The organism is Methylobacterium sp. 001424705 (genome assembly GCF_059816145.1).
The window spans coordinates 37,377-59,059 of the sequence record NZ_JCBANU010000015.1; the positions used below are offsets into that span (position 1 = coordinate 37,377).

At 70.3% G+C, this 21,683-nt stretch carries 22 protein-coding genes; 14 read left to right on the forward strand and 8 right to left on the reverse strand.

The annotated features are described in order from the left end of the window. Positions 1 to 3: 3 nt before the first annotated feature. Complete coding sequence (locus tag AC6EUL_RS12795) at positions 4 to 1,251, reverse strand: efflux RND transporter periplasmic adaptor subunit (protein WP_056274660.1); 1,248 nt, start codon at positions 1,249 to 1,251, stop codon at positions 4 to 6. Between the two features lie 188 nt (positions 1,252 to 1,439). On the opposite strand from AC6EUL_RS12795, the gene AC6EUL_RS12800 reads away from it, so the two are divergent. Then, entirely contained in the window at positions 1,440 to 1,613 is a 174-nt protein-coding gene (locus AC6EUL_RS12800) for a hypothetical protein (RefSeq protein ID WP_181259671.1), read from the forward strand. Between the two features lie 60 nt (positions 1,614 to 1,673). Here AC6EUL_RS12800 and AC6EUL_RS12805 read toward each other — a convergent pair whose 3' ends face one another. Beyond that, on the reverse strand, positions 1,674 to 2,603 hold the full coding sequence (locus AC6EUL_RS12805; RefSeq protein ID WP_499870458.1) for a Crp/Fnr family transcriptional regulator: 930 nt from the start codon (positions 2,601 to 2,603) through the stop codon (positions 1,674 to 1,676). 284 nt (positions 2,604 to 2,887) lie between these two features. On the opposite strand from AC6EUL_RS12805, the gene AC6EUL_RS12810 reads away from it, so the two are divergent. Continuing rightward, positions 2,888 to 3,598 (forward strand): Crp/Fnr family transcriptional regulator, encoded by a 711-nt coding sequence (locus AC6EUL_RS12810; protein WP_499870460.1) that lies wholly within the window; start codon positions 2,888 to 2,890, stop codon positions 3,596 to 3,598. Positions 3,599 to 4,043: 445 nt separating this feature from the next. After that, complete coding sequence (locus AC6EUL_RS12815; protein ID WP_499870462.1) at positions 4,044 to 4,790, forward strand: sigma-70 family RNA polymerase sigma factor; 747 nt, start codon at positions 4,044 to 4,046, stop codon at positions 4,788 to 4,790. Between the two features lie 109 nt (positions 4,791 to 4,899). Here the strand turns inward: AC6EUL_RS12815 and mgtE are convergent, their stop codons facing one another. After that, a complete protein-coding gene (mgtE, locus tag AC6EUL_RS12820; RefSeq protein ID WP_056274654.1) occupies positions 4,900 to 6,270 on the reverse strand; it encodes a magnesium transporter in 1,371 nt (456 codons plus the stop codon). Positions 6,271 to 6,791: 521 nt separating this feature from the next. Here mgtE and pqqA (AC6EUL_RS12825) point away from each other — a divergent pair. Then, the gene (pqqA, locus tag AC6EUL_RS12825; RefSeq protein WP_019902976.1) at positions 6,792 to 6,881 is read left to right on the forward strand and encodes a pyrroloquinoline quinone precursor peptide PqqA; all 90 of its coding nucleotides are present in this window, start codon (positions 6,792 to 6,794) and stop codon (positions 6,879 to 6,881) included. 93 nt (positions 6,882 to 6,974) lie between these two features. Further along, positions 6,975 to 7,064 (forward strand): pyrroloquinoline quinone precursor peptide PqqA, encoded by a 90-nt coding sequence (pqqA, locus tag AC6EUL_RS12830; RefSeq protein ID WP_056213663.1) that lies wholly within the window; start codon positions 6,975 to 6,977, stop codon positions 7,062 to 7,064. On the opposite strand, the gene AC6EUL_RS12835 is transcribed toward pqqA (AC6EUL_RS12830), so the two are convergent. Next, positions 7,057 to 8,073 carry a LysR family transcriptional regulator gene (locus AC6EUL_RS12835; protein ID WP_082513950.1) on the reverse strand — a complete coding sequence of 339 codons (1,017 nt, stop codon included), beginning with the start codon at positions 8,071 to 8,073 and terminating at the stop codon, positions 7,057 to 7,059. The two genes, pqqA (AC6EUL_RS12830) and AC6EUL_RS12835, sit on opposite strands and share 8 nt — an antisense overlap. Before the next feature lie 102 nt (positions 8,074 to 8,175). Between AC6EUL_RS12835 and AC6EUL_RS12840 the strand changes: the two genes are divergently transcribed. Then, entirely contained in the window at positions 8,176 to 9,345 is a 1,170-nt protein-coding gene (locus AC6EUL_RS12840; protein WP_499870466.1) for an MFS transporter, read from the forward strand. Positions 9,346 to 9,367: 22 nt separating this feature from the next. Here AC6EUL_RS12840 and dinB read toward each other — a convergent pair whose 3' ends face one another. Further along, the gene (dinB, locus tag AC6EUL_RS12845; RefSeq protein ID WP_056213667.1) at positions 9,368 to 10,456 is read right to left on the reverse strand and encodes a DNA polymerase IV; all 1,089 of its coding nucleotides are present in this window, start codon (positions 10,454 to 10,456) and stop codon (positions 9,368 to 9,370) included. Between the two features lie 225 nt (positions 10,457 to 10,681). On the opposite strand from dinB, the gene AC6EUL_RS12850 reads away from it, so the two are divergent. The 4 genes from AC6EUL_RS12850 (at position 10,682) to AC6EUL_RS12865 (ending at position 16,018) form a co-directional block, all read left to right on the forward strand. Beyond that, positions 10,682 to 11,836, forward strand: coding sequence for a dimethylmenaquinone methyltransferase (locus AC6EUL_RS12850; protein ID WP_499870469.1), 1,155 nt, complete (start codon positions 10,682 to 10,684; stop codon positions 11,834 to 11,836). Between the two features lie 179 nt (positions 11,837 to 12,015). Then, positions 12,016 to 12,939 (forward strand): alpha/beta fold hydrolase, encoded by a 924-nt coding sequence (locus tag AC6EUL_RS12855; RefSeq protein ID WP_056495776.1) that lies wholly within the window; start codon positions 12,016 to 12,018, stop codon positions 12,937 to 12,939. Between the two features lie 107 nt (positions 12,940 to 13,046). Continuing rightward, positions 13,047 to 15,326, forward strand: coding sequence for a xanthine dehydrogenase family protein molybdopterin-binding subunit (locus AC6EUL_RS12860; RefSeq protein ID WP_499870471.1), 2,280 nt, complete (start codon positions 13,047 to 13,049; stop codon positions 15,324 to 15,326). Positions 15,327 to 15,487: 161 nt separating this feature from the next. After that, the gene (locus tag AC6EUL_RS12865; RefSeq protein WP_056274646.1) at positions 15,488 to 16,018 is read left to right on the forward strand and encodes a phosphate-starvation-inducible PsiE family protein; all 531 of its coding nucleotides are present in this window, start codon (positions 15,488 to 15,490) and stop codon (positions 16,016 to 16,018) included. A 90-nt stretch (positions 16,019 to 16,108) separates the two neighbouring features. On the opposite strand, the gene ldtR is transcribed toward AC6EUL_RS12865, so the two are convergent. From ldtR to AC6EUL_RS12880, 3 genes are all read right to left on the reverse strand, one after another. Next, positions 16,109 to 16,621, reverse strand: a complete 513-nt coding sequence (ldtR, locus tag AC6EUL_RS12870; protein ID WP_056213676.1) for a transcriptional regulator LdtR — start codon at positions 16,619 to 16,621, stop codon at positions 16,109 to 16,111. Between the two features lie 164 nt (positions 16,622 to 16,785). Further along, positions 16,786 to 17,253: a DUF6163 family protein gene (locus AC6EUL_RS12875; RefSeq protein WP_499870474.1), complete on the reverse strand. Its 468-nt coding sequence runs from the start codon at positions 17,251 to 17,253 to the stop codon at positions 16,786 to 16,788. 13 nt (positions 17,254 to 17,266) lie between these two features. Further along, entirely contained in the window at positions 17,267 to 18,334 is a 1,068-nt protein-coding gene (locus AC6EUL_RS12880) for an enoyl-CoA hydratase/isomerase family protein (RefSeq protein ID WP_499870476.1), read from the reverse strand. Between the two features lie 266 nt (positions 18,335 to 18,600). Between AC6EUL_RS12880 and hemB the strand changes: the two genes are divergently transcribed. The 4 genes from hemB (at position 18,601) to AC6EUL_RS12900 (ending at position 21,679) form a co-directional block, all read left to right on the forward strand. Continuing rightward, positions 18,601 to 19,659: a porphobilinogen synthase gene (gene hemB, locus AC6EUL_RS12885; RefSeq protein ID WP_056274641.1), complete on the forward strand. Its 1,059-nt coding sequence runs from the start codon at positions 18,601 to 18,603 to the stop codon at positions 19,657 to 19,659. Then, positions 19,656 to 20,078, forward strand: a complete 423-nt coding sequence (locus tag AC6EUL_RS12890) for a hypothetical protein (RefSeq protein ID WP_499870477.1) — start codon at positions 19,656 to 19,658, stop codon at positions 20,076 to 20,078. The genes hemB and AC6EUL_RS12890 overlap by 4 nt, the downstream gene beginning before the upstream one ends. Positions 20,079 to 20,250: 172 nt before the next feature. After that, a complete protein-coding gene (locus tag AC6EUL_RS12895) occupies positions 20,251 to 20,739 on the forward strand; it encodes an RDD family protein (protein ID WP_056274637.1) in 489 nt (162 codons plus the stop codon). 193 nt (positions 20,740 to 20,932) lie between these two features. Continuing rightward, entirely contained in the window at positions 20,933 to 21,679 is a 747-nt protein-coding gene (locus tag AC6EUL_RS12900; RefSeq protein ID WP_499870479.1) for an arginyltransferase, read from the forward strand. Positions 21,680 to 21,683 lie beyond the last annotated feature (4 nt).

Here is a 21,683-nt window from a genome sequence, read left to right on the forward strand (position 1 = left end):
CGATCAGCGGGAGGCGGCATCGGCCGCCGGAGGCGTCGCGGCCTCGGCCGCCTTGATGGGTGGAACCACGGGCCGGACGCGATCGCCGTCGCGCAGGAAGCTGCTGGCACGGGCCACCACCACCTCGCCCGCCTTCACGCCGGAGCGAACCTCCAGAACGCCGTCGGCGGCGAGGCCGGGCACGATCCGGCGGGCCTCGACGCGGTCGCCGGCGACGATGAAGACGCTCGCGCCGCCATCGGCGCCGTAGAGCACCGCCGAGAGCGGCACCGCGACGCCGGTGCGGCGTGCGACCTCGACCTTGCCGCGGGCGAAGGCGCCGATGCGCAGGCTCGCATCGGGATCGAGGCCGATGCGGATGCGTCCGAGGCGCGTCGTACGATCGATCTCCGGATCGATGCGCCGCACCCGCCCCTTCAGGGTCCGCCCCTCGTCCCAGTCCAGGCGGGCCGGATCACCGACGTGGAGCCGCGGCATCCATACCTCCGGCACCTCGCCTTCGAGTTCGATCTCGCCCCGGGCGATCAGGCGGAACATCGGCTCCCCGGCGGCGGTCGCGGTGGCCCCCACCCGGGCGGTGCGTCGGCTGACGATCCCGGCCTCGGGGGCGCGGATCTCGGTTCGGGCACGCCGCAACGCGATCTCGGCGCCCTGGGCCCGCGCGGTGGCCAGATCGGCCTCGGCCAGCTGAAGTCCGCCCCGGGCGGCCGCGAGCCGGCCCTCGTTGCCCTGGGCGGCGGAGACGCGCTGCTCCAGGGTCACGGCCGTGGCATTGCCGGTGCGGATCAGGCTGCGCGTGCGCTCGAGGGCAAGGTTCGCCTCGACCTGGGCCGCCTCGGCCTGCACGATCTGGCTCCGGGCCTGGATGATCGCGGCCTGAGCCTTGGCGATGCCGGCGGCGTTGGCCGCCTCCTGGGTCACGATCATCTCGAGGGAGAGCCGCGCCAGGGGCTGGCCCCGGGCGACTCCGGCGCCCTCCTCCACCAGCAGGTCGGTGATGCGAAGGCCCTCGATCTCGGGCGCCACCAGGATCTCGTCGCGGGGCACCAGCGTGCCGGTCACGACAGCGAACTCCACGATCTCGCGGGCGACGGCCGATGCCACCGTCACGGCGGGTGCGACGGCGGCCGGATCGGGAACCGCCGCCGGCTCCGCGGCGCGGGCGACGGGGGCGAGCGACGCGGCGCCGGCCAGCACCGCGAGGGCGAAACGAAACCGGTGTCCGAACGGCACGGGCCGAGGGGGGCGCATGGCAGGGCACTCGACGCGGGTGGGAAGTACGGGCTTGCGGGGCGAGACCGGCAAATTCATGGCACACCTCTCGGGCGATGTCCGGGTCGCCGGGACATCGACCTCGCTCGGTGCGAGGATCGGCAACATTTTGCCAGCCGTCACGTTAGGACAATCATAGACCTTTTCCGGTCGAGGGTTAACGAACCATGAGCATCTTCGAGGTCCGTCAGCAGTCGAATGGCGCCGTTCTCTGGACCGGCAGCGCGCTCGACGAAGTGTCCGCTCTCGATGCGATGGCGCGCGAAGCCGGTTACATCGACTTTCAGGCGCTTCCCGAGGAGATCCGCGCGGCTCACCCGGTCGCCCGTCCGATCGCGTAAGGCGTTTCGGGGCCCGTTTGGCGAGAGATCCTTGACTCGGGTCGCCGACCGGGATGCGCCCTAGCGGGACGCCATGGGATCCAGCGACAGGTAACGGGGATCGAAGCCGGCCAGGCTCGTCAGCCGCTGGACGTTCCGGATCGTCAGGATGCGCGAGCGCAGCTCGATCAACCCCTGGCGCTTCAGATCCTGGAGCGTGCGATTGACGTGCACGCTCGCGAGGCCGGTCGCATCCGCCAGATCGAGCTGGGACACCGGAAGATCGTAGCCGTCGCCCCGCACCAGTCCGACGGCCCGCAGGCGCATCAGCAATTCGAGAAACAGATGTGCGATCCGCTCGATGGCCGAGCGGGAGCCGAGATTCACGATCCACTCGCGCAGGATCGCGTCGTCCACAAGGTTCGCCCGACGCAGGGTCATGACCAGCGGGGCCTGCTCCCGGACGAGGTTCCCGAGGGGCACGAAATCCATGCGCGTGAAGCGGCAGGCCGAAAGGCTCGTGATCGCGTGGTCCCGGCGGTCGAGCAGGCCGGTATCGAGGTCGCAGAAATCACCCGGGACCAGATAGGCGAGGATCTGCCGGGTTCCGTTGGCCCGCAGCTTGCACCGGCAGGCCATGCCTTCGAGGAGCACATGGACGCCGTCGGGACGCTCACCCTCCCGCACGATCTCCATGCGCGGTCCGACGAGCGTGATGGCTCCACAGAGCCGCGTCAGGATCGCGCGATCTTCGGTCGATACCGGCCCGAACCGCTCCAGCTTCCGGATCAGCGGAATCATCACATCGTCGTCATCGTGCAGGGTTAGGCGATGCGGCAAATCCGGATCGGAGTCCGACGCCGTCATCGACACCGCTCCGGTGCCTGTCGCCACGCGCGATCGCACCCTCTCGCGTTCACCCAACCCGTCACGGTGTCGAACCCCTCCCCCGACCGATTCCGGGCTGCTCCGCCTGCGCGTGGACCAACCGAGCCGTGCTCGCAGGATCATCGGCCGAGAACGGCCGAACCCTTGCGTCACTACGGCCAGGACCCTCGGTTTGTTGCGATATTCCCCGAACCGCAGCGTTCATAAATCCCAAAGAAGCATGTCGGACAGGGCACGACGCCTTTGGTGTTGTGCCCGACATTGGAGGAATGTCGTCTACCCGACAGATCTCCTGGCGGGCTTGCCTTTGTCTCACATCGTACAGATAGTCGCAAAATCGCTTGTATATATTCCTGAATATGGGTCCGTGAGAGACTATTTGTGCTCTTGCCCCAAGGGACAGGCCCGTGTCGCTGCTAGAGCAATCTGCCGTCCGTAACCGCTTGCTCAAACGTCTCTCGCCAGGTGATTATCGGTTGCTTCAGCCGCACCTGCGCGCGATGACGACGGAGCTGCGCCAAGGTCTGATTTATCCGGATCGACCGATTCAGGACCTCTACTTCCCGGAGGCCGGCTACGCGTCGATCACGACCTCCGGGACGAGCAGGGTCGAGGTGGGCATCATCGGGCCCGAGGGCGTGGTCGGTGCCGCACCGGTGCTGCTGGGGAGTGACCGCACGCCCTACGACCACTTCGTCCAGAACGCGGGTGAGATGCTGGCCATCGACGCCGCCGTGCTGATGGCCGCCACCGAGGAGAGCCTCACGCTGCGCAACCTGCTGCTGCGGTTCGTCCAGACCCTCCTGGTCCAAACGGCGCAGACCGCGTTCGCCAACGCGAGCTACAACATCGAGGTCCGGCTCGCCCGCTGGCTGCTCATGTGCCACGACCGGGTCATCGGCGACGAACTCACCGTGACCCATGACTTCCTGTCCTTCATGCTCGGCGTCCAGCGCACGACGGTGACCCTCGCCCTGCAGCTCCTGGAGGGCAACCGCCTGATCAAGGCACGTCGCGGGCGGATCGGGGTTCTCGACCGGACCGGCCTGCTGGCCGTGGCGGGGGGCAGTTACGGCGTACCCGAAGCCGAATATCTCCGCCTGATCGAGGGCGCCTGACCCGGAGGGGTGGTCCCTGTCGAATGCCGCGACGCACCGGGGCGCCTGCACCGTCGACCAGGCCAGGTCCGGCTTCGGCCGATGGGCGCGTGACATCGCCCTGTCGCGGACGCGAGGCAGTGAACACTTGCTTTCCTGCAGGGTTGAAGAACGACGCATCACGCGTTCCTCCCGGGACTCGCCTCCCAGGACACGCCTCCCAGGACTCGGCCCGCCCGGCAATGGCCGTGGCGGGTTCTTTGCGTCTTGCTATCATGTATTTTCTCGAGAAGACTTTTGCCGGGTTGTCTTTCGATCCAGACGTAAACGTACGATTTCGCGCATAAATCTTTGAAGGTCTTCCCATTAACCTGTGTTGATGCGGATAAATCTCTCGTTTTGCACACTCGGGCGGACTGAGGGGGATCGGGCTCATGCCCTTCCCGGCCGAATGAGAAGTGACTGGATGACATCGCAATCTGGATCCGCTGCGTCGACCCGCCTCCGTCCCGAGAACGCTCCCCCGCTGGCGCCGTCGATCCGACGAACCCTCGGGCAGCACCTGCGCGATGCCTATGCCTCCCTCGATGACGACCCGCCCGACCGGTTCGCCGCGTTGCTCGCCCGTCTCGAGGCGGTGCTCGCCGCCCGCGGCGAGACTCTCACGGCCGAGGTCCGCCAGGGGCTCCGGGACCATGCGCCGGGGCTGCGCAAATACGCCCTCTCGTTGACCCGCGACGCCGCGCGCGCCGACGATCTGGTCCAGGACACGATGCTGCGGGCCTGGATGTACCGCGAGAGCTTCACGCCGGGCACCAACGTGTGCGGCTGGCTGACCATCATCATGCGCAACACGTTCTATTCCGGCCAGCGCAAGCGGGTGCACGAGGTCGAGGACAGCGACGGCAGCTACGCCGCGCAGCTGGTGACCCTGCCGGCGCAGGGCGCCGTCCTCGACCTGGAGGACGTCAACGCTGCCATCGGGCGGCTCTCCACGACCCTGCGCCAGGCCCTGACGCTGGTGGCCATCGACAACATGACCTACGACGAGGCCGCCAGGGTGATGGGCTGCAAGATCGGCACGGTGAAGAGCCGCGTCTGGCGGGCCCGCGAGAGTCTCGCCGCCCTCGTCGGCTACTCCGCCCACGAGATCGGGCCGGACCGCCTCGCCACCTCCGTGCTCAGCGACCTGAGCCTCCGGCCCCGGGCCTGAAGCGGCCTTCGAGTCTGTCAGGTTCATCCGGAACCAGACAGGCTCAGGATCCTTTTCATGTCCGTTTGTCTTTCCGGTACAACCGGTTTCCACGTATCCCTGACAAACTCTACAGCAGCGTTCCGCGCAGGATCAGCATCGCCACCGAGAAGTAGATGACGAGGCCCGTGACGTCGACGAGGGTGGCGACGAAGGGTGCCGAGGCGGTGGCGGGATCGAAGCCGAGGCGCTGCAGCAGGAACGGCAGCATCGAGCCGGTGAGCGAGCCGAAGGTGACGATGCCGATAAGGGCCGCCCCCACGGTCGCTGCCACCAGCATCCAGTGCTCGCCGTAGTCGTAGAGGCCGGTCTTCTGCCAGACCACGATGCGGACGATGCCGATCGCGCCGAGGATCGTGCCGAGCACGAGGCCGGTGGGCACCTCGCGCAGGGCCACCCGCCACCAGTCGCGCAGGCGCACCTCGTGCAGGGCCAGGGCGCGGATGAGCAGCGAGGTGGCCTGGCTGCCGGAATTGCCGCCCGAGCTCATGATCAGCGGGATGAACAGGGTCAGCACGATGGCCTTTTCGAGCTCGCCCTCGAAGCCCTGCATGGCGGTGGCCGTCATCATCTCGCCGAGGAAGAGCGCGCAGAGCCAGCCCGCCCGCTTCCGGATCATCGTGCCGAAGCCGATGTCCATGTAGGGCTCGGGCAGGGCTTCCATGCCGCCGAAGCGCTGCACGTCCTGGGTCTGCTTCTCGACCATCGCGTCGATCATGTCGTCCACCGTGACGATGCCGATGACGTGCCCGACCGCGTCGATGACGGGGAGCGCCAGGAGGTCGTAGCGCGAGATCAGACGGGCGGCCTCCTCGCGGCTGGCCGTGGGCGAGACCGCCAGCGGACGTCGGTTCGGGGCCACCGAGAGCACGTTGTCGCCCGGATTGCCCGAGATCAGCCGACGCAGGGGCACCGCCTTGGTCAGGGCCCGGGTGCGCGGGTCGAGGACGAAGATCGCGTAGATGGTCTCGCGGGTCTTCTCGACCTGGCGGACGTGGTCGAGGGTCTGCTGCACCGTCCAGTTGCCCGGCACGGCGACGAATTCCGTCGTCATCAGCGAGCCGACGGTCTCCTCGCCGTAGGTGCTCAGCCGGTCGACGGCCCCGCGGGTCTCGGCGTCGAGACGGGCGCGCAGGTCCGAGCGGCCGGGCTCCTCGATTTCGCGGAAGAGGTCGGTGATGCGGTCGGCCGACATGCCCGACAGGTAGGAGGCGACCCGGTCGCGCGGCAGCATCTCGATGATGTCGGCGGCGCAGTCGAGCTCGGGCTGATCGAGCACCTCGATCGCCCGCTCCACGGGCAGGCCCAGTAGGATGGCGGCGGCGACCTCGGGCGCCTCGTCGTTGAGCGCCTCGACGATGTCGGGCGCGCGCTCGTCCGACAGGCGGGCGGCGAGCACGGCCGGATCGATGCCGGTCGGGAAGGAAGCGATCTCGTTCATGGGCTCACCTCGCAGGGCGCGCGATCCGGCCGTGAGGGGCCGTCCCGCGCCGGGCCGCCCGGGCCCGGTCAGCGGGGCGTCAGGCGAAGGAAGCGGAGGCGGCCGCGCACGGCGCGGGCGATCGGTCTGGATTGTCGCTGGGCATCGGAATCGTCGAGAGGGAGCCGAAGCGCGCGCCGCGCGGTGAGTCGTGACCCCCGCGCAGGCCCGTTCGGCGGCGCGTCAGTGCGCCTCCCCTCCCCGGGGCGTCAAGCCGAAACCGGCCTCGGCCGGATCTTTCCTCCGCACCCGTGGCGCCCCTGCCGTCCGGTCCGGGGCCGACCCATCGCAGACCCCCTCGCACGGGCGAGGTGTCGGCATCATATCTCCGGTGTCCGGAGTGCCGGGCCGAAAGCGCGGCAACGCCCGGGCACAGGATGGGAACTTTCCCGCGATCCTATGAGAAATATAAGTGTAGCGTCCACTTGTATTGTGCCCAACACAACGGCATATCAGGGACGTCGAACACGAAGGAGTTTCCCATGAAGTGGTCCGCCCCCGTCGTCCAGGAAGTCTGCGTCGGCATGGAAGTCACCAGCTACGAGTCCGCCGAGATCGATCCCTTCAACTAAGGCGCGGCCTTTCGAGGCCGTTTCTCGTCGAAGAGTGGATCGAACCCATCCGGGTTCGGCTTTCATACCCCCAAACCAACCAGGAGAGATGTCATGAAGTGGTCTGCCCCCATCGTCCAGGAAGTCTGCGTCGGCATGGAAGTGACGAGCTACGAGTCCGCCGAGATCGATCCCTTCAACTAAGGGCGATCGCGGGTCCCGCTCGCGGGACCGGCTGATCCGAGGGGGCGCTGTCCGAAAGGGTGGCGCCCCTTTCGTTTGGGCTGAGAGTGTCGGGCGGCGGTGATCCCCTCGGCGAGCGCAGCGCCTCCGCCAGGAAGTCGATCAGCACCCGGACGCGCGCCGGCATCGACGGGCCGCCGACGAAGACCGCATGGATGGCCTCGCGGTCCTGCGGATTGTAGCGCTCCAGCAGCGGCACGAGGCGCCCGCTCGCCAGTTCGTCGGCGATGTGGAAGCGCCCGACACGGGTGATGCCCATGCCGCCGAGGGCGAGTTGGACCAGCGTCTCGCCGTTGTTGGCGGACATGGAGCCGGAGACCGCCAGGAGGTAATCGCGTCCCTCCTCCCGGAACGGCCACCCGGGCTCGGCGCGGCGGAAGTTGAAGTCGAGGCAGTTGTGTCGGGCGAGATCCGCGGGGATCTCCGGCGTTCCGACCCGCGCCAGATAGGCGGGCGAGGCCACGACCGTCCGGCCCGTGTCGCCGAGGCGGCGCGCGGTGAGCGGGCTGTCCGGTAAAGTCCCGAAGCGGATCGCCACATCGGCCCGTCCGCCGAGGATGTCGGCGACCTGGTCGCTGAGGTCGATGTCGACGCTGATGCCGGGATGGCGCGTCACGAATTCCGCCAGCAACGGCACGATCACCAGACGCCCATGGGCGGAGGCGGTGCTGATCCGGACCCGACCGCGGGGGGAGGCCTGATCGGCGACCGCGCTCTCGCTCTCGGCGATATCGGCGAGGATGCGGCGCGCGGCACGGGCATAGCTCTCGCCTTCGGCGGTAAGGCGCAGCGTCCGGGTGGTCCGCACGATCAGCTGCACGCCGAGGCGTGCTTCCAGGCGGGCGACGATGCGGCTGACGGCGGAGGCGGTCAGCCCCAGCCCGCGGGCCGCCGCGGACAGGCTGCCGTCTCGCGCAATGGCGAGGAAGGCCGCCATCTCCCCCGTCCGGTCGATTCGGTCTCGCGGCATTCGTGCTCCTGAGGCACAGATGTCGGTCCGGAGATCGGGCTACCGCCCGGTGTCGCGCTGCATCATGTGCCTGTCGGGAACAATGACCGAGAGGCAACCCCCATGACAATCTATCCTGCCCTGCTGGCGCTGAGCATCGGCGCCTTCGGGATCGGCGTCACCGAATTCTCGCCGATGGGCATGCTGCCGCTGATCGCGAACGATCTCGGCGTCTCGATCCCGGCCGCCGGCCTGCTGGTCAGCGCCTATGCGCTCGGCGTCCTGATCGGCGCCCCGCTGATGACCCTCGCCTTCGCGCGGGTGCCGCGCCGGGCGCTTCTCGTGGGCCTGATGGGCATCTTCACAGTGGGCAGCGTGATTTCGGCCCTCGCCGACGGTTACGCGATGCTGCTCGCGGCACGGATCGTCACGGCCTTCAACCACGGCGCCTTCTTCGGGATCGGATCGGTGGTGGCCGCCAGCCTCGTACGGCCCGAGCGGCGTGCGGCCGCCGTGGCCGCGATGTTCTCCGGCCTGACCATCGCGACGATCGGCGGCGTGCCCCTCGCCGCCTGGGTGGGGGAGGCGCTGGGCTGGCGCGCGGCCTTCTGGGGCATCGCCGGCATCGGCGCCGTCGCGATGCTGTCGCTGCGGCTGGCCTTGCCGCCCCTGCCCGTGGACGGCGCCCCCGACATCCGCGCGGAGCTGCGCGTCGTGGCGCGGCCGGCCGTCCTCGGCGCCCTCGCGCTCACGGTCCTCGGGTCGAGCGCCATGTTCACGGTCTTCACCTACATCGTCCCGATCCTGCGCATCGAGACGGGGGCGGACGCCTCCTTCGTCACGGCCATGCTGGTGGTCTACGGCGTCGGCCTGACCCTCGGGAACTGGGCCGGCGGACGCCTGGCCGACCGCACGGTGGACGGAACCATCATCGCCTCCCTGGTGGCCCTGGTCCTGCTGCTCGGGGTGTTCGCCGTCGGGATGGACTCGCGCTGGGTCGCCGCCCCGCTCATCCTGCTCTGGGGCGTCGCGAGCTTCGCCCTGGTGCCGCCCCTACAGATGCGGGTGATGGCGGAGGCCGGCGAGGCGCCCAACCTCGCCTCGGCCCTGAACATCGGTGCGTTCAACCTCGGCAACGCCATCGGTGCGGCCCTAGGCGGCCTCGTGATCGACCTCGGCGGAGGCTATCCGGCGGTCTCGGTGGCGGGGTCAGCAATGGCGGCGGTCGGCCTCGCTTTCCTCCTCGTTCTGCGGCGCGGCCGGCGCGTCGCCGGCGCGGCGGCGTGTCCCTGACGCCGGGGAACCGGGCGCGCCATTACAATCCGAGGCCGAGCTGGCGCGGCTCGGGCGCGGGGCCGTGTTCCAGGGCGGAGAGGGAGACGCCGAGGAGGCGGACGCTGCGCCGCAGGGGGAACAGGTCCCGCAGGAGGACCAGAACGGTTTCCTCCAGGACGGCGCGGTCCGGGACGAAGCCGGGCAGCGAGCGGGCCCGGGTGATCTGCTCGAAATCCGCGAACTTCACCTTGAGCGTCACCGTGCGGGCCCGGACCTCCCTGGCGGTGGCGGCGCCCCAGACCTTGTCGAGGATCGGCGCCAGGCGCCCCGCGAGCACCCCGTAATCGGCAGAGTCCTCCGAGAAGGTGTTTTCGGCGCCGATGGATTTCCGAATCCGGTTCGCCCGGACCGGACGGACGTCGATGCCCCGCGACACCCCATAATAGTAGGGCGCCGAGGCGCCGAACCGCTTCGTCAGGGTCTCCAGGCTGAGGGCGCGCAGGTCGCGTCCGGTCAGGATGCCGAGCGCCTTCATCCGCGCTTCGGTGACGGGGCCGATCCCGTGGAAGCGCCCGATCGGCAGGTCCTCGACGAAGGCCGGCCCCATGGCGGGGGTGATCACGAACAGGGCGTCGGGCTTGCGGAAGTCGGACGCCACCTTGGCCAGGAACTTGTTGTAGGAGACGCCCGCCGAGGCCACGAGGCCGGTCTGCGCGCGGATCGAGGCCCGGATCGCGCGGGCCACCGCGGTGGCGGTCGGCAGACGCTGCCGATTCTCCGTCACGTCGAGATAGGCCTCGTCGAGGGCGACGGGCTCGATCAGGTCGGTATGCTCGGCGAAGACCGCCCGGATTTGCTCCGAGATCCCCCGGTAGACCTCGAAGCGCGGCTTGACGAAGACCAGGTCGGGGCAGAGCCGGCGCGCCGTGACGGAGGGCATGGCCGAGCGGACGCCGAAGGCCCGCGCCTCGTAGCTCGCCGCCGCCACCACGCCGCGCTCGCGCGATCCGCCCACCGCGACCGGGCGGCCCCGCAACGCCGGGTCGTCGCGCTGCTCCACCGAGGCGTAGAAGGCGTCCATGTCGATATGGATGATCTTGCGGATCGCGCCCGCATCGTCCGGGTCCATCGCGGACGTTCCTCCGATCGTTCTGTCGCTGGTGTTCGTGGTCTGTTCGCAGAATCCCGGTCCGGGCACGGGAATCAAGCCCTGACGGGTCTCGATCCACCGCGGAACCGACGCAGCCTCGCCGCGGCTCACCGCGCGGGGGCTCGCCGTGGACCGGGGCGTGCAGCATAAGGGCGCCCAGGACAGCCGAAGCCCGCGCTTGGCGATTCGCCCGAGGACAGGTTCTTGAACATCACCCAGATCACCCACCACGACCTCGACGGCTACGGCGCCTCCACGGTGGTCGGCCAGTTCGCCGAGGTCGCCCGCATCGTGCACGTGCCGCGCTATTCCGATGTCGGGCCGGTGGTCGAGACCGAGCTGAAGCGCCTCGGCAAGGCGTCCGCCCCGGAAATGATCGTGATGACCGACCTCGGCCTCGAGGCGGTGGCCGTGACCTTCATCCGCAACTTCGCCGCCCTGAACCGCCGCCGCGATCCGACGGCGCGCCACCGCCTCGTCGTCCTCGATCACCACGCCTCCTCGGTCGACCAGCTGCGCGAGCAGGGCCTCGCGCCGCAGGCCGATCCCGCGGCGCCGAGTCTGCAGCGCTTTGACCTGGAAGATCCGAACATCGTCGTGCTCATCGACGAGGCCTGCTGCGCCACCCGCATGGCCTACGAGCACCGGGTCCTCTACGCGACCCGCGAGACCGGCGCGGATCCGATCCTCGGCGCCCTGGTGACGGCGGTCGATGCCGTCGATCTGTGGCGCAAGGACCGGCCGGCCTTCCGCAACGGCCTGAGCCTCGACGAGATGTTCTGGGACAACGTCTCGAACCTCGTGCCCATCGGGCATCCCTGGCACGACCGGTTCGTCGGCGACCTCCTCCTCGGCGCGGCCCGCCTCCTTGGCGAGGGCGCCTCTCCGGCCGTGATCGAGGGCCAGGTGCCGGTCCTGCGAAAGGCGATCCTCGACGGCTACCTCGCAGAGGACGAAGGCGACGACCGCACCCTCACCACCCGCATGCGCATCGCCCGGGTGCTCGCCCGCTCGGACCTGTTCCATCCCCTCTCGGACGGCACGCTGATGTCCTTCGGCCTCGATTCCGGCACCTTCCAGCGGGTCTCGGACCTGATCATGGAGAGCGGCCGGGCCAAGCGCGTGCTCAACGTGCAGCGGGCGGGAACCATGTCCTTCCGCTCCAACAACGAGACCGCCCTGGAAGGCGCGCGGCGCTTTCGCGGCGGCGGCCACAAGGATGCCGCCGGCGGCAAGCTGACCAGCGGCTCGGCCTTCTCCCTGGCGGACGCCATCGCGCAGGTCGAGCCGGTGCTGAACCCGCCGGCGGCCGACCCGGCGCTGAGCCCGTTCGGGGCCTTGAAGAACTGGAAGGGCTGAGACGCGCGGTCCCCCCGACGCAGCCGCCCCCGATGGCCGGCCCGGCACGGGCGCGGCAGTCTCGCCGCCGCGCGCCGCCCGTGCCATCCTCGCCGCGGGCCGAATCCCTGCCCGGCCCCGACGGCACAGCTACGGCGCCGGGACGGTCGAACCCTGTCCGCGACGTTTCCGGGGACACCATGCCGCCGATCGCTCTCCTCAGCCGCGGGCCGTGTCCGTTCCTGTCGGGCTTCGACCTCGCCGACGCGACGCTGCCCGACCTGCGTCTCCGGGTCGCCCTGTCCCCGGGCGGGCCGCGTCTGCCGGTGCTGCTCCTGCACGGTCATCCGCAGACCCACGCCACCTGGCACGCGGTGGCGCCCCGGCTTCGGGAGGCCGGCCATCCGGTGGTCGCCCCCGACCTGCGCGGCTACGGCGACTCGGATCGACCGGACTCGACGGCCGATCACGCCCCCTACGCCAAGCGGGCCATGGCGGCCGATGCCGTCGCGCTGATGCACGCCTGCGGCTACGAGCGCTTCGCGGTCGTCGGGCACGATCGGGGCGGCCGCGTCGCGCATCGCCTGGCCCTCGATCACCCCGCCGCGGTGGACCGCCTCGCCGTCCTCGACATCGCCCCGACGCTGACGATGTACGCCCGCACCGACCGGGCCTTCGCGACCCGGTACTTCTGGTGGTTCTTCCTGATCCAGCCGGCGCCCCTGCCCGAGCGGATGATCGGCGCCGACCCGGAGGCCTATCTGCGCCATCACCTCGCGGGCCAGAGCCGGACGCCCGGGATCCCGAGCGAGGCGATGATCCGGGAATATCTGCGCTGCTACCGCGCGCCCGGCAGCCTCCATGCGATCTGCGAGGATTACCGCGCCGCGGCCGGGATCGACCTCGACCACGATGCCGCCGACGCCGCCGCCGGACGCCGGGTCACCGCGCCGCTCCTCGCCCTCTGGGGGGCGCAGGGCACGGTCGGCGAACTCTACGACGTCGCCGCCACCTGGCGCGAGACGGCCGACCGGGTGGAGGGGCACGCCCTCCCCTGCGGACACCTGCTGCAGGAGGAGGCACCGGACCTGGTGCTGGACCACCTGCGTCCCTTCCTGGGCTGAGGGCCTGTCCTCGCGACGCGACGGGGACACACGAGCGACTCGCGGTCGCGCCCGGATCGGCCGGCCCGGAACGGCGGTTACCCCTGCCGTGAGGCGAGGAGAGCCCGATGGCGAGACCGACCGATCTGCGCGATCCCCCCGCCTGGCTGGGTCATCCCCATCCCCGCGTCGAGGGCGCCGCCAAGGTCACGGGTACGGCGGTCTACGCCTCCGACACCCGCCTGCCGGGTCTCGCCCACGCCGCCCTGGTCACCAGCACCATCCCGCGCGGACGGATCACCGGCTTCGACCTCGCCGCCGCGCAGGCGGTCCCGGGGTGCCTGCGCATCTTCACCCATCGGGATTTCGCTGGCGCGATCCGGCCGGTGAAGCACCTGATGGCCGGGGGCTACGCCAACAGCGGGCACCTGCCGCTGGGATCGGACGCGGTCGCGTATGCCGGTCAGATCGTCGCCCTGGTGGTGGCGGAGACCGTCGAGGCGGCCCGCGCGGCGGCAGCCCGCACGCGGGTGCACTACGCGGCCGAGGCCTTCGCCGACGGATTCGACGCGCCCGGGGCCGAGGTCGTGTGCCTCGCCGACCTGAAGCCGGAGCACCACGACCCCCGGATCGGCGACGCCGACGACGCCCTGGCGCGGGCCGACGTCGCCGTGTCCGCCCGCTACGCGACGCCGATCCAGCACCACAACCCGATCGAACTGTTCACCACCACCTGCACCTGGGACGGCCCGCGCCTCACGGTCCACGAGCCGTCGCGCTACGTCGGCGCGGTCCGGCACGGGCTCGCCGCGCAGCTCGGCCTCGATCCGGGCGACATCCGGGTGGTCTCGGGCCTGATCGGCGGCCATTTCGGCGCGAAGCTCGCCCTGGCGCAGTACACGGCCCCGGTCGCCCTGGCGGCCCGCGCCCTCGGGCGGCCGGTATCCCTGGTCGCGAGCCGCCGGGATGGCTTCACCATCGCCAACTACCGTCCGGAAAGCCGGCACGATATCCGCCTCGGGGCGAGCGCCGACGGGCGCTTCACCGCCCTCGTGCACGAGGCGGCGGTCATCGCCTCGCGCTTCGATCCCTTCGCCATGGAGGGCACCGACGTCACCGCGAGCCTCTATGCCTGCCCGGCCGTCCGCACCGACGAGCGCGCCGTGCGGGTCGACCGCAACACCCCCGGGCCGATGCGGGCGCCGCCCGAGGTGCCCTACCTCTTCGCCCTGGAGAGCGCCGTCGACGAGATGGCGGTCGCCCTCGGGATCGACCCGATCGCCCTGCGCCGTCGCAACGACACGGCCGCCGACCCGATCTCCGGGAAGCCGTTCTCCTCGCGCCCGCTGATGGCCTGCTTCGAGGCCGGCGCGGAGGCCTTCGGCTGGGCGACGCGCGATCCGGAACCGGGGCGGATGCGCGACGGCCCCTGGCGGATCGGGCTCGGTTGCGCCGCCTCGGCCCGGCCGGTGAAGATTTCCCCCGCCACGATGCGGATCCACCTCGGGGCCGATGGCCGCGCCACCGTCGCCACCGCCCATCACGAGATCGGCAACGGGATCACGACGCTGCTCGCCCTCGGGGCCGCCGAGTGGCTCGGGACCACGCCCGAGGCCGTCACGGTCTCCCTGGGCGATACGGCGCTGCCGGCGGCTGGGCTCTCGGGCGGCTCCTCCACCACGACCAGCCTGCTCCACACCCTGGCACAGGGCTGCGAGACCCTCCGGGCCCGCCTGGCGCGGGCCGCCATCAGTTCCGGTCCCCTGGCCGGAGCCGATCCCGCCACGCTGCGCCCGCATGCGGGCGATCTCGTCGCCCCGGACGGGCGGACCTGTCCGCTGGCGGCGCTCGTCGCGGGCCTCGACCCGAACGGGATCGAGACGGTGGCGGCCTTCACCCCCGAGGGGTCGGGGCCGGAGGCCCTGGAGGCGATCGGATCGGGCCGGATAGCCCTCGGGACAGGCGCCGGCGGCAAGGCCGTGTCCTGGGCCTTCGGCGCCCAGTTCGCGCGGGTGCTGATTCACGACGAGACCGGTGAGATCCGGGTGCCGCGCCTCCTCGGCGCCTTCGCGGCCGGCCGCGTCCTCAACCCGTTGACCGCCCGGAGTCAGCTCACCGGCGGGATGATCTGGGGGCTCGGCTCAGCGCTTTTGGAGGAGACGATCCTCGACCGCGGCCATTACCGCAACGCGGATTTGGCCGAGTACCTCGTCGCCACCGCCGCGGACGCGCCGGAGGTCGAGGCCCTGCTCGTGCCGGACCCGGACGACGGCGTGAATCCCCTCGGCCTCAAGGGCCTCGGGGAGCTCGGGATCATCGGCGTCAACGCCGCGATCGCCAACGCGGTGTTCCACGCCACGGGCCGCCGGATCCGGTCCCTGCCGATCCGGGTCGAGGACATGCTGTGACCGATCGCGGGCCCCTTCGGCCGATCCTCGTCCGGGGCTGACGCGGTCGTGATCGCGTCGCCCGGCCCGGGCGCTCCGGCCGGCACGCTCTCGAAGCGTGGCCGCACTGGACGCCCGCCCGCCGATCCTGTCTGATCGACCCGACAGAGGAGGAGCGCGTCATGTCCGACGACCGGGACGATCAGGGCCGGCTCACGCGTGCGGCGAGCTTCGTCTTCCTGCACACCGAGCACGCGATCTACGCGGCGCTCGGAATCCTCCTCGCCCTGACCGCCCTCGTCGCCCTGATCGACGCCACCGCGCTGACCTGGGAAGCCGTGCGCCACCTGGGCGGGGCCGATCAGATCCTGGAGGTGGTCGACCGGCTGCTGTTCCTGCTGATGCTGATCGAGATCCTGCACACGGTGCGGGTTTCGATGCGCTCGGGCAAGCTGACCTGCGAGCCCTTCCTCATCGTCGGCCTCATCGCCTCGATCCGACGGGTCCTCGTCATCACCCTGCAATCGTCGGAGATCACCCACGCCAAGGACTGGTCGCCGGAGAAGCAGGCGCTGTTCCAGGCCTCGATGATCGAGCTCGGCGTTCTCGCCGGCTTGATCCTCACGATGGTGTTCGCCATCTTCATGCTCCACCGCGCCCGGGACGACGGCAAGCCGGCGGGCGAGGAATCGGCCGAGCACGCGGGTTCCTGACGGAGCGGGACGCCGTCACCGGGGCCCCGGAACGCGAACAAGCCCGGCGAGCCGGGCTTGCGCGGTGCCGCGATCGCCCGCGATCCGGTCCTAGAGGCGGTAGCGGATCTGGTCGGTCCAGAAGCGCTCCAGGCGGCTGAGCGCCGTGTTGAGGCGGCCGAAATCGTCGTCCGAGATGCCGCCGATCGGCTGGATGGTGCGGGCGTGCTTGTCGTAGAGGCTCTGGATGATGTCGTGGACCTGACGGCCCTTGTCGGTGAGGCTGATGCGGACCGAGCGGCGGTCGGTCTTCGACCGGGCGTGGTGCAGGTAGCCGGCCTCGACGAGCTTCTTGACGTTGTAGGAGACGTTCGAGCCCAGATAGTAGCCCTTGGTGCGCAGCTCGCTCGCGGTGAGTTCCTTGTCGCCGATATTGTAGAGCAGCAGCGCCTGGACGCTGTTGACGTCCTCGCGGTCGCGACGCTCGAACTCGTCCTTGATCACGTCGAGGAGGCGGCGGTGCAGGCGCTCGACGAGGTGCAGAGCCTCAAGATACGAGCCGTGGGCCGGGACGGTCTCGGGAGCGGTTTCGGTCTTGCTAACCTTGGCAGCCTGGGACTTCATCGTGGGCCTCTTCAGATCTCTGTGCTTCAGGGCCGGTGTTCTTCGCCACCGCTCATGAAGCCAACCTAGGAGTCGCAGATGAAAGACGGTTTAAGCGATAGGATGAATTTGCGATTTACCTCTCTGGGTAAATGCAAGATGAAGCGAACGTCGTAACCCGACGTTTACCGGATTTCCCGCGCCGCCAGGAAAGACAAGATAAAATACAACGCAATAATCCCGGCCTGTATTGCCAGGTAGACGGGCGCTATTGGCAGGAGCTGCGGGGTCAGGACCGCCAGGGTGAGCGCGCTGGTGGCGGCCAGCAGCCAGACCACACCGCCCCAGGCGCTGGTGAGCCAGAGGCCCACCGCGGCCATCGGATCGATCACCGCGAAGTAGACGATCACGCTCTGGCGCCCGAGCGTCTCCGATTCGAAGGGGCGTCCGCCGGGCAGGATGTCGAGGATGCCGGCCCAGGTGGCGACGGCCTTCGCGAGCCAGAACAGGGCGGTGAGGCGCATGAACCAGACCAGCACCACGTCCCAGCCGGTCTGCGGCACCTGGGGCGCACGCTCGATCCGGTCGGCACCCCCGTCCTGATTGCGTCCGCGGATTTCGCGGGAGCCGGGGACCTTGGTCAATCCGCGCACGCCGGACCTCTTCTCATGACTCGGACGATCCGGTGAAGGACGGCTCCGGCCCGCCCGTGGCTGCGAAGGCCGCGGCGATCGTCGCGGGGTCGACGGCGTCCAGGGTGGCGGGATCCCAGGCGGGCGCGCCGTCCTTGTCGATGACGGCCGCGCGCACGCCCTCGAAGAAGTCGTGGCCGCGCATCAGGGCGCTGACCATCCGGTATTCCGTGAGCATCGCCTCGGGAAAGCTCAGGCCCGCGCCGCGGCGCATCTGCTCGCGCACCAGAACCAGGCTGGTGGGCGAGCGCGTGCGCATCAGGGCGGCGGCCTCGGTGGCGAAGGGTGCGCCGTCCGCATCGAGGCGCGCCAGGATCTCCGCGACGGTGTCGGCGCAGAAGCACGCGTCGATGCAGGCCCGTGCCGCGACCAGGGGCCCGGGCTCGGGCACCGGCCGCGCATGGGCGCCGAGCACCGCCGCGATCGGCGCGCCGGAGGCCAGATCGTCGACGATCCCGTCGAAATCCCCCGCCGCGGCGTGGTGGGTGGCCAGACCCACCGCGTGGGCGTCGCCCGGTCCGATGCGGGCGCCGGTCAGGGCGAGGTAGGTTCCCGTAGATCCCGGCAGGCGCGGCAGCACGAAGGTCATGCCGACATCGGGAAACAGGCCGATCCCGACTTCCGGCATGGCGAAGCTGTAGCTTTCCGACGAGACCCGATGGCTGCCATGGACGGAGAGGCCGTTGCCGCCGCCCATGACCAGGCCCTCGATTAGGCTGATCACAGGTTTGGCGAACCGCTTCACGGTGGCGTCGAGGCCGTACTCGGCGCGCCAGAAGGCATCGACCGACGCGGGCGCGCCGGCCTTGGCGAGGGCGTAGATCTGGCGGATGTCCCCGCCGGCGCAGAAGGCGCGCCCGCCCCGGCCGCGCAGCACCACCCGCGTCACCGCCGCGTCGCCGGCCCAGATGTCCAGCTGCGCCTGCATCGCCCCGAGCATCGCCAGGGACAGGGCATTCAGGGCGCGCGGCCGGTTCAACGTCACGAGGCCCACCGCCCCGCGCCGCTCCAACAGGATCTCCGCTTCGCCCGTCTCCGCCATGGGTCCTCCCGCCAGGGATGAGTCCTCCCGCCTGGATCGCCTGCTTAGACGAGGTTTTGGCGCTTGGCGTCAATCGGAGGGGCGTTTCCGGAGGCCCTTGCGCTGTGCGCGTGGCGCAGGCCTGCCGTGGACGAAGACCAGCCATCCCTGCGTCGGCATCACGGGTTTCGGAGGCTTTTCCGGATGTGTTAGGCCCGTGCTCGCCCGCCCCGGCCAAGGCCGCTCCCGGTCACGGCCCGGGGCGAAAACCATCGAGTTCGCCCACGATGACCAACGAACCAGCGACCCCGCGTCCCCTGGCGGTCGAGACGGCCCAGGAGGCCGCTCGCCCGGCCCCGCTCGGCATCACCCAGCGCCCGCGCCGAAACCGCAAGGCCGAATGGTCGCGCCGCCTCGTGCGCGAGAATACCCTCACGGTCGATGACCTGATCTGGCCGCTCTTCGTGATCGAGGGGTCGGGCCGGCGCGAGCCCATCGCGTCGATGCCGGGCGTCGAGCGCCTCAGCGTCGACGAGATCGTGCGGGACGCCGAGAAGGCCGCCCGCGCGGGCATCCCGGCGATCTCGTTCTTTCCCTACACCGAGCCCAGCCTGCGCGATCCCACCGGTTCGGAATCGCTCAACCCCGACAACCTCGTCTGCCGGGCGGTGCGGGCGGTGAAGCGGGCGGTGCCCGAGCTCGGGATCATGACCGACGTCGCCCTCGATCCCTATACCAGCCACGGCCATGACGGCCTGCTGGAGGACGGCGCCATCCTCAACGACGAGACCGTGGCTCTCCTGGTCGAGCAGAGCCTGATCCAGGCCGAAGCCGGCACCGACATCATCGCGCCCTCCGACATGATGGATGGGCGCGTCGGCGCGATCCGGGCCGGCCTCGACCGGGCCGGGTTTCGCGACGTTCAGATCATGGCCTACGCGGCCAAGTACGCCAGCGCCTTCTACGGCCCGTTCCGGGACGCCATCGGCACCCAGGCGGCCCTGGTCGGCGACAAGCGCACCTACCAGATGGACCCGGGCAATTCCGACGAGGCCATCCGGGAGGTCGCCCTCGACATCGCGGAGGGCGCCGATTCGGTGATGGTGAAGCCCGGCCTGCCCTATCTCGACATCATCCGCCGGGTGAAGGACGAATTCGCCGTGCCGACCTTCGCCTATCAGGTCTCGGGCGAGTACGCGATGATCGAGGCCGCCGCCCGCAACGGCTGGCTCGACGGCGAGCGCGCCATGGTCGAGAGCCTGCTGGCCTTCAAGCGCGCGGGCGCCGACGGCGTGCTCACCTACTATGCCCTGCGGGTCGCCGAGCGGCTGCGCGCCGGCGCGTGAGCCCCGGACCGGCCGCGCGCGGGCTCCGCATCGCGCTCGCTGCCGGCGTCGCCCTCCTCGGCCTCGCCGGCTGCGAGAGTTCGGTCGATCGTCAGCGCGCCATGATCTGCCGGCGGGTCGTGCCCGCGCTCGCGCCCCCCGAGACCGCGGTGAAGCTCCTGCGCATCGGCGCGGGCGCGACGCCGGACGAGCTCCGGGTCGACTACGCGGTGGCGGGGCGGCCCGGCCAGGCCGCGCGTCAGCGCTGGGTCACCTGCCGTTTCGGTCCCGGTGCGGAACTCCTCGGCCTCGCTACCGAGGCCGGACCGGTCAACGGGGCGCGCCTGTTCCTGTTGCGCCACTACTATCTCGAGACCCCCGAGGCCGCAGACGCGGACCCGGGCGGCCAGCCGGTGCCGGCCGGCCGCCCGCCCCCGTGAGACCGCGGGGCCGCGGTGATCTCGCGGCGCATGCCCGAGTTTCGTCCTAGCGTCTCTCGTCCGTGAGTTTCATGTCCTTGAGTCTCCTGTCCTTGAGTCTCCTGGGGCGCACGCCCATCTCTCGCCTCAGAACGCCGCCGCTCAGTCCGCGAGCGCGATTCAGGAGCGCCCCATGCGCGAGACGCAAAGCCCCTACGCCGATCGCTTTCAGACCGGCTACGCCCCCCAGGTCCCGGTGCCCTATGTCCGGGGCAGCCTGGGCGCGCGCTTCCTCGCTTATCTCCTCGACATCCTGTTCATCTTCGGATTCACCGCCCTCCTCACCCTGCTGATCACGGTGATCGGCGTCCTTACCTTCGGGCTGGGCTGGACCCTGTTCGCGATCCTGCCGGCGAGCGGCATCCTCTACAGCGCGATCACGGTCGGCGGCCCGGCCCAGAGCACCTGGGGCATGCGGATGATGGGCCTGCGCGTCGTCGCGCCGGAGAGCGGCGCGCGCGTGGACTACCTCACCGCCGCGATCCACGCGCTGCTGTTCTACGTGGCCGTGGCCTCGGCCTTCCTGCTCTGGGTGCTGGATGTCGGCATCGGCCTGGTGCGGGCCGATCGCCGCCTCGGTCACGACCTGATCCTCGGCCTCGCGGTGGTGCGGGCCGGCTGACGCGGTCGCCTCCGGCGTCGCGTCGACGCACGTCTTCGACGACGCGGCGGCTCTCGGCCGGACAGCACGATCCCGGTTTCGCACGAAATCGTCGCGGAACCCTCCCAGGGAGTTGAGCCGGCCCGCGTTGCGGATACACTCAAGTCTCGGGGTGCGCGGTGCGCACCCGGCACGCGGCGAGCGACAGACAAGCGTGACGAGCCATTCCCGGGACACCCCGCAATTCTACCTGACGGCGCCCTCCCCGTGCCCCTACCTGCCGGGCCAGGAGGAGCGGAAGGTCTTCACCCACCTGGTGGGGCGCCGCGCCCGCGACCTCAACGAGATCCTGACGCAGGGGGGCTTCCGCCGCTCGCAGACCATCGCCTACCGGCCGGCCTGCGAATCCTGCCGGGCCTGCATCTCGGTGCGGGTGGTGGTCTCCGATTTCCGTCCCTCGGCCAGCCAGCGCCGCATCCTCCAGCGCAGTGCCGACCTCGTGGGCAATCCCGAGCCCAACCGTCCCGCTTCGGAGCAGTACGCCCTGTTCCGGCGCTACCTCGATGCCCGCCACGGCGACGGCGGCATGGTCGACATGACCGTGCTCGACTACGCCATGATGATCGAGGACAGCCACGTCGACACCCACCTGGTGAACTATCGCCGGCGCGGGCCCGACACCGCGATCAACGGGCGCGGCACCGGACCCACCGTCGCCCTCTGCCTGACCGACGTTCTCGCGGACGGCCTGTCGATGGTCTACTCGTTCTACGATCCGGCCGAGGCGCACCGCTCGCTCGGCACCTACATGATCCTCGACCACATCCGCCGCGCCGCCGATCTCGGCCTGCCCTACCTCTATCTCGGCTACTGGGTCGAGGGCTCGCGCAAGATGGACTACAAGGCCCGCTTCACGCCGCAGGAGCGCCTGATGGGCCACGGCTGGCAGCGGGTGGAGTAGCGCC

Excerpts from the sequence above, each read along its gene's own strand:
- AC6EUL_RS12795 (WP_056274660.1), bottom strand. The coding sequence starts at position 1,251 with ATGCGCCCCCCTCGGCCCGTGCCGTTCGGACACCGGTTTCGTTTCGCC.
- AC6EUL_RS12800 (WP_181259671.1), top strand. The coding sequence starts at position 1,440 with ATGAGCATCTTCGAGGTCCGTCAGCAGTCGAATGGCGCCGTTCTCTGG.
- AC6EUL_RS12805 (WP_499870458.1), bottom strand. The coding sequence starts at position 2,603 with ATGATCCTGCGAGCACGGCTCGGTTGGTCCACGCGCAGGCGGAGCAGC.
- AC6EUL_RS12815 (WP_499870462.1), top strand. The coding sequence starts at position 4,044 with ATGACATCGCAATCTGGATCCGCTGCGTCGACCCGCCTCCGTCCCGAG.
- mgtE (WP_056274654.1), bottom strand. The coding sequence starts at position 6,270 with ATGAACGAGATCGCTTCCTTCCCGACCGGCATCGATCCGGCCGTGCTC.
- pqqA (WP_019902976.1), top strand. The coding sequence starts at position 6,792 with ATGAAGTGGTCCGCCCCCGTCGTCCAGGAAGTCTGCGTCGGCATGGAA.
- pqqA (WP_056213663.1), top strand. The coding sequence starts at position 6,975 with ATGAAGTGGTCTGCCCCCATCGTCCAGGAAGTCTGCGTCGGCATGGAA.
- AC6EUL_RS12835 (WP_082513950.1), bottom strand. The coding sequence starts at position 8,073 with ATGCCGCGAGACCGAATCGACCGGACGGGGGAGATGGCGGCCTTCCTC.
- AC6EUL_RS12840 (WP_499870466.1), top strand. The coding sequence starts at position 8,176 with ATGACAATCTATCCTGCCCTGCTGGCGCTGAGCATCGGCGCCTTCGGG.
- dinB (WP_056213667.1), bottom strand. The coding sequence starts at position 10,456 with ATGGACCCGGACGATGCGGGCGCGATCCGCAAGATCATCCATATCGAC.
- AC6EUL_RS12855 (WP_056495776.1), top strand. The coding sequence starts at position 12,016 with ATGCCGCCGATCGCTCTCCTCAGCCGCGGGCCGTGTCCGTTCCTGTCG.
- AC6EUL_RS12860 (WP_499870471.1), top strand. The coding sequence starts at position 13,047 with ATGGCGAGACCGACCGATCTGCGCGATCCCCCCGCCTGGCTGGGTCAT.
- AC6EUL_RS12865 (WP_056274646.1), top strand. The coding sequence starts at position 15,488 with ATGTCCGACGACCGGGACGATCAGGGCCGGCTCACGCGTGCGGCGAGC.
- ldtR (WP_056213676.1), bottom strand. The coding sequence starts at position 16,621 with ATGAAGTCCCAGGCTGCCAAGGTTAGCAAGACCGAAACCGCTCCCGAG.
- AC6EUL_RS12880 (WP_499870476.1), bottom strand. The coding sequence starts at position 18,334 with ATGGCGGAGACGGGCGAAGCGGAGATCCTGTTGGAGCGGCGCGGGGCG.
- hemB (WP_056274641.1), top strand. The coding sequence starts at position 18,601 with ATGACCAACGAACCAGCGACCCCGCGTCCCCTGGCGGTCGAGACGGCC.
- AC6EUL_RS12895 (WP_056274637.1), top strand. The coding sequence starts at position 20,251 with ATGCGCGAGACGCAAAGCCCCTACGCCGATCGCTTTCAGACCGGCTAC.